At 41.6% G+C, this 18,236-nt stretch carries 19 protein-coding genes; 6 read left to right on the top strand and 13 right to left on the bottom strand.

Going from position 1 to position 18,236, the window contains the following annotated elements; genetic code table 11:
• Positions 1-8: 8 nt before the first annotated feature.
• From ABMY41_RS14515 to ABMY41_RS14500, 4 genes are read right to left on the bottom strand one after another with little or no spacing between them, the layout of a single operon-like run.
• The gene (locus ABMY41_RS14515; RefSeq protein ID WP_287242392.1) at positions 9-470 is read right to left on the bottom strand and encodes a response regulator; all 462 of its coding nucleotides are present in this window, start codon (positions 468-470) and stop codon (positions 9-11) included.
• A complete protein-coding gene (locus ABMY41_RS14510) occupies positions 470-1,948 on the bottom strand; it encodes an ATP-binding protein (RefSeq protein WP_349275191.1) in 1,479 nt (492 codons plus the stop codon). Before ABMY41_RS14510 ends, ABMY41_RS14515 begins: the two co-directional genes overlap by 1 nt.
• A 22-nt stretch (positions 1,949-1,970) precedes the next feature.
• On the bottom strand, positions 1,971-2,180 hold the full coding sequence (locus tag ABMY41_RS14505) for a histidine kinase dimerization/phospho-acceptor domain-containing protein (protein WP_349275189.1): 210 nt from the start codon (positions 2,178-2,180) through the stop codon (positions 1,971-1,973).
• A gap of 10 nt (positions 2,181-2,190) precedes the next feature.
• Positions 2,191-3,531, bottom strand: coding sequence for a sigma-54 dependent transcriptional regulator (locus ABMY41_RS14500; protein WP_349275188.1), 1,341 nt, complete (start codon positions 3,529-3,531; stop codon positions 2,191-2,193).
• A 215-nt stretch (positions 3,532-3,746) separates the two neighbouring features.
• Here ABMY41_RS14500 and ABMY41_RS14495 point away from each other — a divergent pair, with 215 nt between their 5' ends.
• Positions 3,747-4,259, top strand: a complete 513-nt coding sequence (locus tag ABMY41_RS14495) for an NUDIX domain-containing protein (protein WP_287245576.1) — start codon at positions 3,747-3,749, stop codon at positions 4,257-4,259.
• Positions 4,256-4,633, top strand: coding sequence for a cytochrome b/b6 domain-containing protein (locus tag ABMY41_RS14490; protein WP_349275186.1), 378 nt, complete (start codon positions 4,256-4,258; stop codon positions 4,631-4,633). Before ABMY41_RS14495 ends, ABMY41_RS14490 begins: the two co-directional genes overlap by 4 nt.
• A 7-nt stretch (positions 4,634-4,640) precedes the next feature.
• Here the strand turns inward: ABMY41_RS14490 and ABMY41_RS14485 are convergent, their stop codons facing one another.
• The 3 genes from ABMY41_RS14485 to ABMY41_RS14475 are packed head-to-tail and all read right to left on the bottom strand — an operon-like array spanning position 4,641 to position 6,785.
• Entirely contained in the window at positions 4,641-5,135 is a 495-nt protein-coding gene (locus tag ABMY41_RS14485; RefSeq protein WP_175080242.1) for a YgjV family protein, read from the bottom strand.
• A 49-nt stretch (positions 5,136-5,184) separates the two neighbouring features.
• Positions 5,185-5,751 carry a Crp/Fnr family transcriptional regulator gene (locus tag ABMY41_RS14480; RefSeq protein ID WP_287245583.1) on the bottom strand — a complete coding sequence of 189 codons (567 nt, stop codon included), beginning with the start codon at positions 5,749-5,751 and terminating at the stop codon, positions 5,185-5,187.
• Positions 5,748-6,785, bottom strand: a complete 1,038-nt coding sequence (locus ABMY41_RS14475; RefSeq protein WP_349275183.1) for a nitronate monooxygenase — start codon at positions 6,783-6,785, stop codon at positions 5,748-5,750. The genes ABMY41_RS14480 and ABMY41_RS14475 overlap by 4 nt, the downstream gene beginning before the upstream one ends.
• Positions 6,786-6,951: 166 nt before the next feature.
• Here ABMY41_RS14475 and ABMY41_RS14470 point away from each other — a divergent pair, with 166 nt between their 5' ends.
• Complete coding sequence (locus ABMY41_RS14470) at positions 6,952-8,328, top strand: NAD-dependent succinate-semialdehyde dehydrogenase (RefSeq protein WP_349275212.1); 1,377 nt, start codon at positions 6,952-6,954, stop codon at positions 8,326-8,328.
• Between the two features lie 62 nt (positions 8,329-8,390).
• On the opposite strand, the gene ABMY41_RS14465 is transcribed toward ABMY41_RS14470, so the two are convergent.
• The 3 genes from ABMY41_RS14465 to ABMY41_RS14455 form a co-directional block, all read right to left on the bottom strand.
• On the bottom strand, positions 8,391-9,464 hold the full coding sequence (locus ABMY41_RS14465) for an endonuclease/exonuclease/phosphatase family protein (RefSeq protein ID WP_175080289.1): 1,074 nt from the start codon (positions 9,462-9,464) through the stop codon (positions 8,391-8,393).
• Positions 9,465-9,481: 17 nt separating this feature from the next.
• Positions 9,482-9,802 (bottom strand): hypothetical protein, encoded by a 321-nt coding sequence (locus ABMY41_RS14460; protein WP_062566111.1) that lies wholly within the window; start codon positions 9,800-9,802, stop codon positions 9,482-9,484.
• A 98-nt stretch (positions 9,803-9,900) separates the two neighbouring features.
• Complete coding sequence (locus ABMY41_RS14455; RefSeq protein ID WP_175080235.1) at positions 9,901-10,335, bottom strand: hypothetical protein; 435 nt, start codon at positions 10,333-10,335, stop codon at positions 9,901-9,903.
• A 141-nt stretch (positions 10,336-10,476) separates the two neighbouring features.
• On the opposite strand from ABMY41_RS14455, the gene ABMY41_RS14450 reads away from it, so the two are divergent.
• From ABMY41_RS14450 to ABMY41_RS14440, 3 genes are all read left to right on the top strand, one after another.
• On the top strand, positions 10,477-10,614 hold the full coding sequence (locus tag ABMY41_RS14450; RefSeq protein ID WP_175080233.1) for a hypothetical protein: 138 nt from the start codon (positions 10,477-10,479) through the stop codon (positions 10,612-10,614).
• An 88-nt stretch (positions 10,615-10,702) separates the two neighbouring features.
• Positions 10,703-12,760 (top strand): TonB-dependent receptor, encoded by a 2,058-nt coding sequence (locus tag ABMY41_RS14445; RefSeq protein WP_349275180.1) that lies wholly within the window; start codon positions 10,703-10,705, stop codon positions 12,758-12,760.
• Positions 12,761-12,856: 96 nt separating this feature from the next.
• On the top strand, positions 12,857-14,041 hold the full coding sequence (locus ABMY41_RS14440; protein ID WP_289098230.1) for an MFS transporter: 1,185 nt from the start codon (positions 12,857-12,859) through the stop codon (positions 14,039-14,041).
• Positions 14,042-14,055: 14 nt separating this feature from the next.
• Here ABMY41_RS14440 and ABMY41_RS14435 read toward each other — a convergent pair whose 3' ends face one another.
• Genes ABMY41_RS14435 through ABMY41_RS14425 form a run of 3 tightly spaced genes read right to left on the bottom strand, consistent with a single transcriptional unit; the run spans position 14,056 to position 17,699 of the window.
• Entirely contained in the window at positions 14,056-14,466 is a 411-nt protein-coding gene (locus tag ABMY41_RS14435; RefSeq protein WP_175081098.1) for a GFA family protein, read from the bottom strand.
• A 1-nt stretch (position 14,467) separates the two neighbouring features.
• Positions 14,468-15,481: a fatty acid desaturase gene (locus tag ABMY41_RS14430; protein WP_062566115.1), complete on the bottom strand. Its 1,014-nt coding sequence runs from the start codon at positions 15,479-15,481 to the stop codon at positions 14,468-14,470.
• Between the two features lie 46 nt (positions 15,482-15,527).
• Complete coding sequence (locus ABMY41_RS14425; RefSeq protein ID WP_287244086.1) at positions 15,528-17,699, bottom strand: GGDEF domain-containing phosphodiesterase; 2,172 nt, start codon at positions 17,697-17,699, stop codon at positions 15,528-15,530.
• Positions 17,700-18,236: the final 537 nt, after the last annotated feature.

Below are 18,236 nucleotides of genomic sequence, written 5' to 3'. Positions count from 1 at the left end.
AATTGGACTTAATCGTTTTGTGATGTTGGCAGCTCTACAAACTCTACCCAGTATTTCCCTAGTGTTTGCATTAACTCAACTAAACCTTCAAAAGTAACCGGTTTAGTGATGTATGATGCAGCGCCCAAGTCGTAGCCTTTAACCATATCTTCTTCTTGTTTTGATGTGGTTAAAATCACAACCGGTATGCCCTTCAAGTTAGGGTTGGCTTTGATGACTTGTAAAGCTTCTCGGCCATCCATACGCGGCATGTTTAAATCAAGTAGAATCAAGCCCGGACGAGGCGAGTTTTCTTTTTCACTAAATTTGCCTTTACGCTCAAGGTATTCAAGCAGTTCTACACCGTCTTCAACAAAAAACAGCTCGTTTAATACACGGCTTTCGGCCAATGCATCTTGGGTTAATAAACGATCATCTTCGTCGTCATCGGCCATTAAAATGGTAATTGGTTTAACTTTATTAAGTGGCATTACGCCTCTCCTTGTAATGTGAAAAGCGATGTTTCCACGGGTAATTTAAGAGTGAAGCTTGCACCCTCACCAACGCGACTACTTGCAGTTATTTCTCCGCCATGACGTTCAACAATACGCCGACAAACCGATAATCCTATGCCTGTGCCTTTATATTGTGAACGACCATGTAACCGCTGGAACGGAACAAATATTTTTTCGAGGTACTCTTCAGAAAAACCTATGCCGTTATCTGAAATTGTAATAACTTCCCACTCCACATCGCTATTGTGAGTTTCGCTAAATTCTGACGTTCGCTGGTATGTAATATCAATCACAGGCGCAACATCCTCACGCCTAAACTTCACAGCATTAGAAAGAATATTTAAGAACAATTGCAGCATTTGGCTTGGATCGGCTTGAATATGCGGTAAAGTATCAAGATTCACTGTGGTCTCAGATTCTTTTATCGCAATTTCAAGATCATCAAGAACTTCTGCAACAACTTCATTTAAATCAGTATCAATAAAGTCTTTACCACGGGTGGTTACACGTGAGAATTCGAGTAGGTCATTAATCAAATTAGACATACGCTGAGCAGCACTTTTCATGCGGCTAATATAATCGACGCCTTTTTCACCAAGCTCATCTTTAAACATCTTTTCGAGGCGGTCACTAAAAGCTTGAATCTTACGTAGTGGCTCTTGTAAATCATGGCTTGCAACAAAAGCAAAGTCTTCTAACTCTCTGTTAGAGCGGCTTAACTCGTCTGAATATATGGTTAGCTCTTGGGTGCGCTCTGCGACTTTTGCCGCTAGATTCTCATTTTGGCTTTCAAGTTCAGCTCTATATTTAGCTTGGTTACGTTGGTTAATACGAGTTAATACAAACATACCTATAATCAATAAGGTACTGGTCACAGCCGTAATCGCAAATGTTAGCTTAGCTTCATTTCTAATCTCAGAAAGCTTTGCAAACTGCTCTATTTTAAAGTTCAGTTCACGCATTTGAATTTCATCAACTGCAGCGCGGATATCTTTATATAAATCGCGACCTTGGTCAGTTAATAACAAGCGGCGAGCTTTAACGTCTTTATTTGCAAGGGCCAGATCGGTGGTTTTAGTCATCACTGCCACTTTGTCGTTTACTAAATATATTAAACGAGCAATGCGGTCTGCTTGACCTTCAATTTCAGAATGCAAACTTTTCACAAGCATGATCTGCGCCTGCATTGAAGCGATTGCATCATTGTAAGGCAGTAAATAATCTTCTCGGTCAGTAAGTAGATAACCACGCTGACCTGACTCAGCTTGCACTACAGATAAATGCAAACGCTCAATCGCTGTGTTAAGCGAGTTGGTGTTATCAAGACTACTTTGTGTTTCTGTGAGTGAGCGAATGCTATTAAGGGCTAAAAACGCATTAGCCACCACGATACACAGAACCACGGCAATAAAGCCAGCCCAACTGACTGCTATTTTTCCTTTTTGTTTTTGCATTTGCTTCCCAGTTTTTAAGTGCTTAATCAGCTGCGTGAGTGTCGCTTATTTCCTGTAATTGCTCACTACACTGCTGACAATTAGATATTATTTTATTTAATGCCTCTAGTGCTTTTTGTTTTGGCATATCATTTTCTAATACGAGCTTAACTAACTCTGCATTCATTGAAATACGGTTCAGCGGCGCACGGGCATCGTGCACCATTTTTCGTAAAGACTCGTTATTATTCATAGCTATCCTTTTATTTGTATTCGCCAATGCCTCCATAAGCATTTAAACGGTTATAAAGTGTTTTCGTACTGATCCCCAGCATTTGTGCTGCAATCGTCTTATTACCTTGTACTTTATCTAAAGTAGCGTGGATCAATTCTTTTTCAACTTCTTCAATGGTTTGCCCTGCAACAACTTGGTTTGCTTGGCTCTCTTTATTCACTTTAGAAAATGGCGACTCTAGTGATTCAGGTAAGGTAATAGCAGTGCCTTTAGGGTCACTCATAATAAAGGCGCGGTGAATAGCGTGACGAAGTTCACGTACGTTCCCTGGCCAATCATGGGCTTCAAGCTCTTTGATTTGCGCCGCTTGCCATTTAAAGTCAGTGCCGTTTTCTTCATTAAGTTGCTCTAAAAAGGCGCTTGCAAGCAGTGGAATATCTTCTTTTCGCTCACGAAGCGGTGGAATATCAATTGGGAATACCGCTAAACGAAAGTAAATATCTTCACGGATAACATTGTTTTGCGCAAGATCGGTCAAGGTGCGGTTGGTTGCAGAGATAACACGGCAATTAACTGCTTGCTCTTTTGTGCCACCCACTCGGGTTACTTTTTTGCTTTCAAGCACGCGCAGTAAACTTGGCTGCATATCAATTGGCATTTCGGTCACTTCATCTAAAAATAAAGTACCACCAGCAGCTTGCTCAAACACCCCCTCTTTACGAGCAATCGCCCCTGTAAATGCGCCCTTTTCATGACCAAAAAGCTCGCTACCAATCAGCTCTTTTGAAAATGCACCACAGTTGGTTGCCACTAACGGACCATCACACTCAGTCGCATTATGAATCGCCTGAGCAACCACTTCTTTACCAGCACCACTTTCACCCATTAACATTACATTGGCAGAAGTTGCTGCGACGCGTTCAATCATAGTGTAAAGCTTTTGCATCACCTCTGATTCACCAATTAGAGTGCCGAAGTGGCGCTTTATTGCTGGCGTTGCTTTTTTCTTAGGGGCTGCTTTTTTAGGGTTAAGTACACGCTCAATGTCTTCACGTTGCAGTGGCTTAACTAGGTGGCCTACATTTGGTTCACACATTTCAGCCAACTTACCTTTTACTGAAGGGTGACCTGAAATTAACGTAACACGAGGCGATTGACCGATTACTTTTAAGTGTTCAAGTAAATGTAGACCGCTGCCATCAGGCAACATGAAATCTAAAAAAACATGGTCAAACGTATTGTTTTCAAACCATTGCTCCGCTTCAGCAAGGTTCGCTGCGGTATTTATATTGTGCCCGAGGAACTCAACTATGTGACAAACTACATCACTAAACTCACTGTCATCATCAACCAAAAGTACGTTTAACATATTCATTCCCTAAGCTTTTTTTGTCATTTTACGCATAGTTATAATGAAATGAAACTATATGCGCTAAATACCTAAATAGTTCTTAATTCCAGTTATATTACCTTATTAGTTTCAATTTGGGGTAAGCATAATGAATTAAATGCGAAAAAAAGGTTATTATGGCACGTTTAATATTAAGCCAAGCTGTACTTGCATTAATTTAAAGTTGTAATCCTATGAAGTTATTAAGAAAAGTAATTCACCCAAGTTTAAGTAATGACTATGGAACGGTGTTCATTCGTCACACTGCCCGCGCCATTGTTTTAAAAGGTGAACAAATACTACTTTTATACACCGCCCGTTATGATGACTACAGCCTACCTGGTGGTGGCGTTGATGAAGGCGAAAGCATTGAGCAAGGACTTCTACGAGAGTTACATGAAGAAACAGGCGCACAACAAATTCAAATAAAGCAGCCACTAGGGTTATACGAAGAAGTTAGGACTTGGTATAAAGACGACTTTGATTGTGTTCATATCAAATCCTATTGCTACTACTGTGAAATTAGCGATGAATTTACAGACCCCAAAATGGAGCATTACGAAGTGCAAAATGGCATGCACCCTAAGTGGGTGAATATTTTTGATGCCATCGCGCATAACGAAACCACCATGGCAATGAGTGAAAAGCAGGGCCTATCGATTCAGCGCGAAACCTTTTTATTAAAACTCATTGCTGACACTCTTTGAGTTACTTTACATTACTTTACGCAACCCTTATTTGGCGTATTAAAGAAGGTGCATTACCTGCAACATCTGCAATGTCTAAATGGCAAACAGCAGTTGCTCACCTCACTCATGGCTTATTGTTACTTGCTACTCTAGCTATGCCGCTTTCTGGCTTTATCATGAGCTATGCGGGCGGTCGTGCAATTAGCTTCTTTGAGTTTGAGCTATTGAGTGCACCAGAGAAAACACCTTGGCTTGCTGATACAGGCAGCTTTGTACACCACAGTTCAGTGCTAATCATTGTGGTGATTTTAGCCTTGCACATTGCCGCAGCACTTAAACACCAGTTTGTTGACAAAGATGGCATGCTTAGTCGCATGCTAGGTAAGTCTTAAATCAAATTTAAGCGGGCTTAGGGTGAACATAAAAGCGCCATAAGCCCACTAAATTACTTACTAAAAATACCGTTTCCATTACCACTGCTAGTGGTGAAAAAACCAAAGCGTTATGGGCTATCCAACCAATCGTGCCAACAATCATCAGTATGCGTAAGGTAAAATCTTTGCCTTGGAATGAAGCATAAGTTTGCAGTAATGTTGCCGACAACGCGATAAAGCTAACCCAGCTTTGCCAAGTAAATAGTACTGCGCTAATACTCAAAAGCATAAAAGCTATCATCACCCAGCTTTTGCGGGCAAAAATACAATAGCCATAACGTAGTGCTGCAATCAGCATTAAGCTAGCTGCACTAAAGTTATCGAGCAGCATAAAGTGCACAGATGTCAGTAGAACCGAGCTAAACAAACAAGCTAAAATTGCCTGCCTTTGTTTAAACTGAAATGAAGCCAAATCGAGTAATGTGGCAATGGCAACTAAGCACTGAGATAAAATAAACATAACGACTCCTGAAAAATCAGCAGTGTAATGTTCACTATTTTGCTGCGCCTTAACTTAAGTTAAGACGCCGTCTAATTCGCGATAAAGAAATCGCAGAGATCCCTAAATACATAGCAACCTCGTTTAAACTCAGTTGTTCAAGCCAATGCGGCTTTTGTTCTAGTAAATATTGGTAACGCTGCTCAGGAGTATTGAGTAATAAAAACGCTTCTTTTGCTTCTTTAAACAATAATTGCTGACTAATTAGTTTATGTTTTATTACTTGCCAGTCGGTACTATCAAATAAAACCAAAGGCACCTTAATAAGCTCAGCATCACGTATTACTTTTAGCTGATAAAGCGCTGGAGCTTTAGTTAACCAGTTACCATAAAGTAATGCAAATTCATCTTGAAAGTAAAACTCTTTACACTTTTGCGCCCCCTGCGAGGATGCATGTAACGCCCCAAGCACCCCAGATATAATTAAGTAACCTGCATCTTGTTCGTCGCCTTGCTGCAATAAAACATCACCTTTTGCGTACCGCTTTATAGCGCATTGCCTTGCAAGTTTGTTACGAAATTCACAGGCTAGCTGATGATAACTATCACCTAGTGGAAGTAACTGGGTATCTGTCAAGATTGCCAACCTTGCATTAGTAATTCAGTAATTTGCAGGGCGTTAATACCTTCTCGAGCCACAAAGCGCTCACCACACCAAAGCGGTGAAAAACCACTGTCGCCTTTAGCCTCTGCTTTTGCACGTAATGCCGTCATCGCAATCGATGCATACGGAAAAGGCGGCGCCTGCTCTGGCATCGCGCCTAACTCTTGCATCACTCTGTTGCGTATTCCTCGGGCCGGTCGGCCAGAGAATAAGGTTGTCAATTCAGTTGAATTTGGCTTAACCGTTTTTAATACTTCACGATGTAAAGCACTTGTTGTCGCTTCTTCGCAAAGTAAGTAAGCGCTCCCTACCTGCACAGCAGATACACCTAATGCTTGGTACTGAGCTACATCTTCCGCTGTGCAAATTCCACCTGCTGCAATTACGGGAATATCAAGCTTTACACACTCTCGTACTAATTGCACAGTGGTTGGTTGTAGCGATAAATCCATCGATAAAAAATGGCCTCGATGACCACCAGCTTCAATCCCTTGTGCAATAACCGCATCGGCACCATTTGCTTGTAGCCAGCGAGCTTCATCTAATGTTGTGGCTGATGAAAGAACCGTCCCGCCCCAGGCTTTAATCTGAGAAACAATCTCTTTACTTGGCAGACCAAAGTGAAAACTCACAACGGCAGGCTTATAAGGGGCGATAATATCGATCACTTGCTGATTAATAGGCTGACGTGAAGCGTTACGGGTAAATTGTGAGGCATCGACAGCAAACTCATCAAAATAAGGCTCAAGTACATTATGCCATGCAGTTTGCTGAGCCTGTGTATAGTCAGGTGTTTGATGACAAAAGAAATTAAGGTTATACGGCTTGTCCGTATGCTGACTAATGTAATCAAGCTCTGAGACTAGTTGCTCAACCGAGAGCATAGCGCAAGGTAACGAGCCAAGCCCCCCAGCTTCACAAACAGCCACTGTCAGTTTGGCGTTTTGCACACCCGCCATTGGCGCTTGAATAATCGCAAGCTTGGTATTTAACACAGAATTTGTCATTACGTATTCCTTGTAAGTTTTGCAGCCTGTTGCAGTTTTTACAGAAAAAAAGTGCCCAGCTAAGATTAAATTAAAATAAAAGGCAATTAAATCAAATAGCTAGAACAGCGAAAAATTAGGTATTAGCCTTGCAAACCTTTTCCTACAATTTTGTAAGGAGATAATGATGACTGATACTGTTACTACAATCAATCCAGCCAATGAGCAAACCTTAAATACGTATAATTTATTGTCGCTGCAACAAGCACAGAGTGAAGTTGACCAATGTCATCAAGCTTTTTTAAAGTGGCGCACCACATCCCATGAGCAGCGCGCTAAATTACTCAATCAACTTGCACAAGTAATTGAGTCTAATCAACAAGAGTTAGCCCAATTAATGACCGATGAAATGGGCAAGTTATATCAACAAGGCCTACAAGAAGTTGAGCTTTGCGCTGCAATTTGTCGCTATACCGCAGAGCAAGGGCCACAAGTGCTTGCTGATAAAAGCCGTGATATGCAAGACGGCCGTGCAATTATTAGCTACCAACCAATCGGTGTCGTTTTAGGTATCCAACCTTGGAACTTCCCGCTTTATCAAGTCATTCGCTATGCTTGTGCAAATATCATGGCGGGTAATACCACGGTGCTAAAACATGCTGGCAATGTATTTGGCATGGCGGAAAAAATTGAGCAATTATTTGCTCAAGCTGGCTTTGATGACTATTGCTTTAAAAACCTACTGATTGACGGCAAAACCGCAAGCAAACTTATTGAGCACTCAGCTATCCGAGGTGTGACATTTACTGGTAGCGACGAAACAGGCAAAAAAGTGGCTGAGCTTGCAGGTAAACAGGTTAAGAAAACGGTACTTGAGCTTGGCAGTAACGATGCCTATGTTGTACTCGATGATGCTGACTTAAATACCGCGATTACCGCATGTACACAAGGGCGCTTGATCAATAACGGGCAAACCTGTGTTGCTGCAAAACGCTTTATTGTTGTTGATGCTTTATACGATGATTTTAAAGCCTTAATTAAAGAGCAATTTGAACAAGTTGTTCTTGGTGATCCGAATGATGAAAAAACCACGCTCGGTCCAATGGCCCGTAAAGATCTGCGCGATAAACTTCATCAGCAAGTGACTGAATCAGTAAATGCGGGTGCGAGCATTGTTACCGGCGGTAACGTTGCTGAGCACACAGGCTTTTATTACACCCCGACTCTGCTTGAAAACATTAAACCGGGCATGCCCGCCTATGATGATGAATTATTTGGCCCTGTAGCATCGCTTATCAGAGCAAAAGATAATGATGAGGCTATGCAAATTGCTAATGACTCTCGCTATGGTCTTGGTGGCGGTATTTTCTCAAAAGACGAACAAGCAGCCATTGAGCTTGCAAAGCACCATTTTGATACCGGCATGGTTAATATTAATGGCTATGGTCTTGCGCAGCCGAACTTACCATTTGGTGGTGTAAAAGACAGTGGCTATGGCCGTGAACACGGCGGCTTTGGACTACGAGAATTTGTTAATATCAAAACCATTATGATCAACGACTAACTACAAAAAAGGGCTCGTTAGAGCCCTTTCTTATATCTAATTGTCCGCCCTGAATAAGGTTATCACTTTTCAAACATTGGCACTTGCTGCTTAGACGCTGCTGGCATTTTTAACTCATCCACTGCTTTTTCTTTATCAATCTGCGCTTGTTGTTTTTGATTGTCAGAATCGGGGTTATAAACAAGTTCAGTAAGTAGTGCAAAATGGTCTGAGCCATACTTAGCCAAACGCTCAATACGCTTAACACTAAACTCATTACTATGAAAAAGGTGATCAAGTGGCCAGCGCATAAAGAAATAACTGGCATGAAACGTATTAAAAAAGCCTCTCCCTTTACGTGGGTCTAACAAACCACTAATACGCATAAACAAGCGGGTACTACGCGACCATGCAACATCATTTAGATCACCGGCAACAATACAAGGTCGCTGTCTGTTTTTAAGTGCTTTCGCTAAAATTATCAGCTCAGTATCACGGGGTCGTGAACTGTCTTCTTCTGTGGGGCTCGGAGGAGCAGGGTGAATAAAGTGCCCTTGTACTTCTACGCCATCGGCATCTTCAAACAAAATATGGATTGAGGGGATATCGCTTTCTATAAGCTCACAAACTTGCTGTTGTTTGATTTTAAACTTACTGTACAAGTGCATGCCATAACGATTATCTTTTGGGCAGTAAACACGATATGGGTACTCTTGTTCTAAACTGCTCAGTTCATTTTGCCAAGTTTGATCAGACTCTAACGTAATGAGGAAATCAGGTTGGTGCGTTTTAACTAAGCCAATGAGTTTGTCATATTCATTGTTCGACATCAGTACATTTGCCGACATTATACGAATACTGTGCTTATCGCTTTTATTACTTGAGGCAACTTCTTTGTTAGCGAGCCTTGTGTAAGGATAAATCCAGCCAACTTGTAAAAGCAGCACGATGATACTCGCCAGAGCGCAACCAATATAAAACACAGAGCCCGTTCGACTGATTAAATAGCTTGCAGTAATTAAACTCGCACAAGCAAGGTAAGCCACTTGTAAGCGTACAAAGTCACAACTGCGAATTAAGTAATGTTGGGAGTATGAAAATGGCAAGATTGAGACCACTAGCAACATGGCCAATAGTGAACTCAATCCATAAGTCATGATCGATTCAAGCAAAATTAGCGGCTCAGAATAGAAATAATTTCTCGGGTATCTTCCACTAAACGCACGACAGTATCGTCAACTTGAATTGAAATTAGACCATCTCTGTCTCGTGATTTAATCACTTTACCGCGGCGGTAAATATCACGGTCAAGAATATCGCCTTTACGTAATTTTTTTTGCCAACCAGGTGGTAAATCGCCACCATTATCAAGTTTCTTTTCTAGGCCAGGTGGCAGGCTTTTACCTTTGTCCTTATCCTTGTCTTTATCTTTCGCAAGTGCGCCAGCCGTCACTAAGCTCAAACCTATTACTGCAACTGTTAACAATGCTTTCATACGAGTGCTCCTTTTGTTAGTTCCAATTAAGCGTAGCAAGTTTTTCTGAACTGGGTATGAAACAGCTAAAAAAAGCCGCTAAGCGGCTTTTGACAGGATTAACGATGGCGAGTAACGATTGATAAAATCTCTCGCGTATCGTGTACTAGATGAATAAGGCGGTCATCGATTTCGATGGCAATAATCCCATTTCGGTCGCGACGTTTAATCACTCGCCCATGACGATATATATCACGGTCAAGAATATCACCATGGTGATAACGCTTATACCAACCTGGTGGTAAGCCACCACCATGCCCTACTTTTTTGTATAAACCAGGTGGTAAATCACGGTAGCTGTAACGGTCGTATCTATCGTAACGATCATGTCTGTCATGATGGTGATGTTTGTGGTGTTTTTTATGCTTTTTATGCTTTTTACGTTCGTGCTTATGTTCATATCTATCATGGTCACGATCATGTTTCGCGTTTGCTTCCATAGGCATCAAACTCAAACCTAAAATGGCAACTGAGATAGTAAGTAATTTATTCATAATAGAGACCCTCAACGTTTGCTCTTGATAAAAAGCCTAACGTTTTAGCCTGAATCATAGATGAAGGGTTACAATTTAAAAACGTAACTGCTTACATATCAACACATTAGAAAGCCAATCTTTACATTTCTTTAAACTTCTTTGGCACTATTTACGAAAACCCGCGTTAAAGAAGAAAAAGTAGCTAATGTCACGCACAGAAATGGTACTGGCGGCAGTAGCTTATTTTGGTTAGTTGCAGTACTGGCAGGTTTTGCCGTACATCGCCGTAGCGCATAACAGACAAAGTTATTAATCGCGAAAGCTTTTACCCATCCTAAAAAGCAGTTACCCTTTGGTTTTTGTTGTACCTAACCAAAGGGTTTTCATGAAGTTGTCGATACTCTCAGTGCTTGTGAGCACCTCATTATTTAACCATCAAGCTTTCGCTAATAATGAGCTAGAACATATTACAACAACCGCCTCGCGCAGCGAAGTGTTGGCAGATCCATTGCCAGTTGTGGTCAGCAGTATTTCACAAAAGCAACTAGCCCTAATCGCTCCTACCCATATTGAACAAGCCCTTAAGCAAGTGGCCGGTGCTAATCTTCAACACGGTAACGGCCAAGAGTATTTACCCGCTCTACGTTCGCCTGTACTTTCTGGTGCTGGTGCCTGCGGTGGCTTACTTACCGCTGAAGATGGTATTCCACTTCGCGCAGCTGGTTTTTGCAACATCAATGAATTATTCGAAGCCCACACAGAAATGGCTGAACGTATCGAAGTACTGAAAGGCCCGGGCTCTGCCCTTTATGGTTCAAATGCAGTGCATGGTGTAGTCAACGTGATCACGCCAGATACGACCTATGACCACAACCAACTTGGTTTTGATTATGGCTCGTTTGGCTACACTCGCTACAAACTTGGTACGGGGCGTGACTTTGGCCAGCAAGGTTTAGGCATTAATGCCACGCTCACCCGAGATACCGGTTATCGTGATGACGAAAGTGTTGATCAAGAAAAACTTTCGCTACGCCACCGTTTTGATGGCGAAAAATTAAGTGTAAGTACAGGCCTGACTTACACCCATTTAGATCAGCAAACAGCTGGCTACATCGAGGGCTTTGAAAGCTATAAGGATGAGCAAATAGCTCAGTCTAATTTTAATCCTGATGCATTTCGTAAAGCTCGCTCTTTGCGTGTTTGGTCAAAGCTAAACTGGACACAAGATGAGGCTAACAGCTTTACCCTAACGCCTTATATCCGCGATCAAAACATGACCTTCTTTAAGCACTTTTTACCGGGTACTCCCCTTGAAGAAAATGCTCAGCAAGGTGTTGGCCTACAAACAAGCTGGCAGCATAAGTTAACAGGTTCTAGCCTGTTAACTGTTGGCTTTGATGGTGAGCTTACGGATGCTGATTTTTTACAATATCAAGATAGCCCAACTGAAGGCTCAGCATTTTTAGTCGCCACCGTGCCACAAGGCAAACATTATGATTATCAAGTAACAAGCACCCTATTAGCACCGTTTGTGAATCTTGATTGGCAACTTGATGAGTTACTTATAAGCCTTGGTGGCCGATACGAGCGTATGCGATATGACTACAACAACCATATGTTGGCTGGTCGTACAAAAGAAGATGGCACAGAATGCGCAATGGGTGGATGTCGCTATTCTCGACCAGAAAGCGGTGTAAATCGCTTTACCAACTTTTCGCCTAAGCTTGGTTTAAGCTATCAATATGCTGAAAACCAGTTTATCTACGCCAATGCTTCAGAAGGTTATCGAGCACCGCAAGCGGCAGAGCTTTATCAGTTACAGCGTGAACAAAATGTCGCAGATCTAAAATCTGAAACAGCTAAAAACCTAGAGCTTGGTTTAAAAGGTCAACAAGCACAGTTGCATTATGTAGTTAGCTTTTATGCAATGAATAAAAAGAACGTAATTTTCCGCGACAGTGATTTTTATTACGTCAATGATGGCCAAACCCAGCACCGTGGTGTTGAGCTTGAGTTAGCTTATGCCATTACGCCAAGTCTATCTATGCAGTTAGCCGCGAGCCACGCCAAACATACATACAGTTATGACCAATTACTCAGCGGGATTAATATCAATGGTAATCTCATAGATACTGCTCCACGTAACATCGCGAACTTGCAGCTACTTTGGCAAGCAAACGACATGACGCGTGTTGGTCTTGAGCTACATACCACCAGCAGCTACTTTACTGACCCTGAAAACCAGCATAGTTACCAAGGCCACTCATTAGTAAATTTACGAGCAGCGTGGCAGCTATCAGCTAACCTTAGTGTGACGGCACGAATAAACAATTTAACTGACGAGCGTTATGCAGAGCGCGCTGACTACACCACATTTAGTGGCGACCGCTACTTTCCGGGTAGACCGCGCAACGCCATGTTATCAGCAAGTTATCAGTTTTAAGTAACCGCATTATTTGGTGAGCTATCTCATAGTTCACCCACGCTGTTTAGTGTTTTGGTATGATAAATGTACCTATTGCTATAGTTCCTAAACAGCGTGTCATCTTCTCAAAATCTAATTCGTAACCTTCTTTTAGTGCTGGGCATTTTTCTTATTGCAGCTAGTTTACGTGCCCCTATCACTGGTATTGCACCGGTACTTGAACAGATCATTGAACAATTTAAGTTAAATGCATCACAAGCCGGCATGTTGACGACTTTACCTTTAATTGCATTTGCTGTTGCTTCACCTATGGCTGCAAGCCTTGCTAAAAAATGCGGCCTTGAAGTATCACTGTTTATTGCCCTGGTACTCATAGGCATAGGGGTTGTGTCTCGTGTTATTGATTCTGCCACCGTACTATTTATTGGTACCGCTGTAATTGGTGTCGGTATCGCGATTGGCAATGTGTTATTACCAAGCTTAATAAAACGTGACTTTCCACACAAAGTCGCTGTGATGACGTCTAGTTATGTTTTAGCGATGGGCATATTTGGTGGCAGCTATTCAGCACTCATCATTCCGCTGGCTGAGTATAAAGAACTTGGTTGGCAATTGGCGCTTGCCAGTTATGCCTTATTGGTTGTGCTGGCTATTGTTGTGTGGTTACCACAACTTAAGCAACATACCATGCCAAAACAGGCACATGTGTCGAACAATACACAAAGCAAAATTTGGCACTCTGCACTTGCTTGGCAAATTACGTTATTGCTTGGCTTTAACTCATTTTTCACTTATATCATGCTAGGTTGGCTACCCAGCATTTTAATAGAAGGCGGCCATAGTGCGCAGCACGCGGGTGCTTTGCAAGGCGCCTTTCAAGTAGCCTCAGCGCTACCAGGTATTGTGCTTATTCCACTACTTGCCAAATTAAAAGATCAACGCATCTTAACCCTAAGCTTGGCATTACTTGGCGCGCTTTGTTCTGTTGGATTATTAGTTGCGCCTAGTTTTGCTATGCTTTGGTCAGTCACCTTAGGGTTTTGCTCAGGTGCCTGCTTTATCTTAGGCTTATCATTTGTAAGCCTGCGTACTCATGACTCAATGCAAGCTGCGGCGTTATCGGGTATGGCGCAATGTATCGGGTATTTATTGGCTGCAACAGGCCCTATTATTGCGGGCGCCTTACATAGTTATTTTAATAACTGGGCAGGAGCACTTTGGCTGTGTATTGCATCTAGCCTGTTGTGTGCTTTATTTGGTTATTTAAGTGGCCGAAATATCACCATCGGCCAGCAATAAATATGAAACCACAGCTATTTAGGTGCGGTTTCAAAGGCACTCATATTACTAAGGCTATCTAGCCAAGGTTTATGTGAGCGATACCAAATATGCGCTTTAGGGATAAGTTCATCAGCTTGCTCTACGGCGCCAATACGTAAGCCATAAATACGCTCACCTGCACCTACAGAAGTCGCGTATAAGGCCGTACCACAGTTACCACAAAACCCTTGCGCACGCTGGTTACCACTTTCGGCAACTTTTATATACTCTTTTGGCTCAGCACCTGTAAAGGTAACCCCACCTGGCACAGACACCACAACCGTACGAAAAGGCGCACCCGAGATAATTTGGCAGTCAGTGCAGTGACAGTTAATCACTTTATTTTCATCCACTTCTGCGTGGTAAGTTACCTCACCACAATGACAACGACCGGTAACCTTCATATTAAACTCCTTGTTGAGGTGGCTGCTCTTTTACTGGATAGTGATTGGCATGTTTTAAGCTTTGTAAATCATTAAAACGTACTCCATGCTGGGCCATAATAAGGCGTATTTTTTTGCTAATCAATTGCCTAATGTAAAAGGGCTGGTTCGGCACAAAATGATGGATTGTATGGGTTCGGCCGAAATCAAAACAAAATAACTGAAACGGTAAAAACCAACGGCTGGTGATCACATGCGTTTGCTCAAGCAAGTTATTTACACCGCCATAATAATGCATTGAAGATGTCACTAAGTTAAGAGACGTTGAGCGAATGATATTAGGCACAATAAGTACCACCATTAAAAACTCAGCTCCCGCCAGTAACTCAGCTCCCCACGGCGGCAATGTAAACGGCTGCACAAACTGCACAGCATAATAAGCAATTACCCCATAAAGAATCGCAAAATACGCGGTTGCAATCGGAAAGCCCGCATTAAACACGCTTAAAAACTTAAAACCACTAATTTCTTTATTAAATCGCTTGGTATTGATTAATAAACCTAGCAGACCATCAGTAATGACCAAGGCTCTTAAAAATGGCGATTTAATGCCATTGCCCACTAAACGCTCTTCTAAATCTTGTGAGGTGCCGGATACTTTATGGTGATGTAAATGAATCTTTCTGCGATACCAAGGATTAACCGTATTGGGCCGCATAAGCCACACGGTTAACATCATAAAGTTATGTATGAAAGGGTGATTACTAAAATACTGCTTATGGATAAGGTCATGCTCAAGCTCATGCGATACCGAGGTAATAAAGGCAGCCAGAATGATGCAAAGCCACGAGGGAATAATCGCTAAGTAATAAAGTGTCGCAACACCGATTAGTGAAAACAACGACGCCAGCAGAATAATCATCGCAATGGCGTTTTGCTGGTTAAGAATAGGGTAATGCGATCTAAGCGATTGCTCTTCGGCCTTAATGGCTGTAACAATCGCCTTTATGTTTTGCTTTGCGGTTAATTCTGACATCACAAGCTTTGCTAACTGTTTGATGTCAAAATCATACAGTAATTACCTACTGCTCTCGAGAAAATTGCGTTAAAAATGGAATTACATCATTTGCTGGCAATGGTTTAGAAAAGTAATAGCCTTGTATATAGTCACAACCGGCTTCGGTTAGCACAGCCAATTGCTCGCGCTCTTCAACTCCTTCAGCAACGACTTTAATACCCAAAACACGACTCATTTGAATAATCGATTTAACCAGCGCTTCATCGCCTAAATCAACATGCACTTCATCAATAAATGACTTATCTAGTTTTAGTACATCAACTGGGAAGCGGCGTAAATAACTAAGAGACGAATAACCCGTACCAAAATCATCTAGCGAAATTAAACATCCAGCTTGCTTCAACTGCTTTAACACATCGAGATGGTTGGTATTTTCTGGCGCTAAAACACTCTCAGTTAATTCAAATGAAATTTGAGATGGTTTAACCCCTTGCCCTTTAATAATCTCAAGCCATGCATTACGTTCAGGGTTAAACTCAGTAAATTCAAATAAAGAACGGTTCACATTAAAAACAAAGTTTTCATAACCTTGTGCTTCTAACACCTTTATTTGCTGGCAGGTTTTAATCAATACAAGTTCACCGAGGGGAATAATCACCCGCGACTCTTCTGCTAACGGAATAAACTCAGCAGGTGATACCCATTGCCCTTGGTTGTTCCATCGCACTAAACTTTCGAATTTAGCGACCGTATTATTTTCAATATCAATAATAGGTTGAAAATACACTTCTATGTCGTTGTTCTTTACGGCTTGTGTAAGCTGCTCAACCAGTAAGTTGTGCTTTTTAACCTTGTTATCCATCTCTTTGCTGAAAAACAGATATTCATCGCCTGTTTGTTTTGCATTCAAGGTAGCAAGCTCAGCTTGGCGAACTAAACGACGAGCAATTCTTTCGATTTTTTCTTGTGAGCTAGCAGCGCTAGTTTGCTCAAATTGACTAATACCCAGCGTAACTGACACCTGCTGACTAATGCCGCCAATAGAAACGGGCTCAACAAGTAACGCGGTAATTTGTTTACAAACATGCTCAAGTTCACTGACATGCTGATAAGTTTGTAAAATAGCAAAACTATCACCATCGATCCGCGAAAAAGCAGATTCTTTAAAGCTTTCATCGAGGCGTTCTGCAAGCTCGCATAAAACCTTATCCCCAAAGGTTAAACCGTAAACGGTGTTGATATCTTGAAACTTATCAACATCAAAGTAGATAACGGCTAAGTTAGTATTCTCATCATCTTGATAAGACAAAGATGATAGCAACTGGCATAAGTACTCTTTGAAGTAAAAACGATTGGTCAAACCGGTGAGTTGATCGTGGTTTGCATGAAAATAAATTTTCTGCTCAGCTTCTTTTTTCTCAGTGATATCCAAAATAAACGCCACATAGCAATCTTCACCATTATTTTGCATTTTGGTTATCGATAAAAATTGCGTGTACAACTTACCTTGTTTGGTTTTGTTGGTGATTTCACCAGACCACTTTCCCTCAGTATTAATTTGGTGCCACATTGCTTTATAAAAATGCGGGTCATACTTGTTTGAGCTTAAAATTTTTGGATTTTGCCCTAAGACTTCATCCAACGAATAACCCGTCATTTTAGTAAATGCGGTATTCGCGTAGGTAATATGTACATTGTGGTCGCAAATAAAAATCGCTTCGTGGCTTTGTTCTATAAGTTGATTTGCAAAATCTAATTTAGCAATAAAACGGTCTTTTTCGATTTCACGCTGGATAAGACCAGTAAATAACGAGAAAAAAGACTCAATTTGCATCGCATCATTTATTTCATGCTGAAATAGCGCGACAAGAATGGTATCGGTTTTACCCGATATACTTTGTAAAGGCACACCCACATAGGCTTCAATACCCATATCGACAAGTAGCTGATCATCTGGGAATAACTGCTGAACACCAGAGCTGAAACTAGAGATACTGCCACAGCTGACATTGTTACAAGGCGTACAGCGGATATCGTAGCTGATGTTTTCAACAATTTCGTCATGCGCACACAAAGCTATAGTCGTTGCATGCAAAGTTGACTCATCGACTTGAGCTAAAAAAACATGAGAAGCACCAAGCACTTCTGATAAAGACAGGCATATTGCATTATAAAAGTTCTCACTTTTAAGATTTGAAATGCTTTCAACAATACGCTTTAAGTCGTATGTACCCACGCTATGCTACCCTACCGATATTGTGTACTAAGTGATTGAGTTCACTTATAGTTCAGACCGCAGATTGTATTATAAGATGTATTCAAACACCATCGTACTCTAGTCTTAAATGATTAGTTTTCAATCAAATAAGCACACATTTTTCAAGGTTATTTGTAGATTAAGCATAGTTTAACTTGACCGCTTATAAATAGAACAAAAGTTGCTTTAATAGAGGCTGAAGTGGTACTTAGATTTGAGTTATAGGCGCTAGGCTCTGGGTGCTAGGCAAAATGCCCCCTTGGGGCTGAGGGGTGTTTCAAAACCCAACAACCGCACCGCTCGGCAAAATGATCTGACTCCATAAAAGTAGACACCTTTTTGGAGTCAGTAATCATGAAAGTAAAACCATATCGTAAACATTCACTCGAATTTAAAGTAAAAGATCCACCTTCTAAAGAAGGTGGCTTTGCATTAGCCCCCTAGAAGGGGGCGTTGTTTACTGCAGTGTTAACTGCGCCTGCTCTTGCACCTCTTCCTTTTCTTGGTGCCTGACAT

The sequence above is a fragment of the Pseudoalteromonas sp. BZA4 genome, from assembly GCF_040104395.1.
Lineage (GTDB): Bacteria > Pseudomonadota > Gammaproteobacteria > Enterobacterales > Alteromonadaceae > Pseudoalteromonas.
This window is presented reverse-complemented; position numbering and strand designations above follow the sequence as displayed.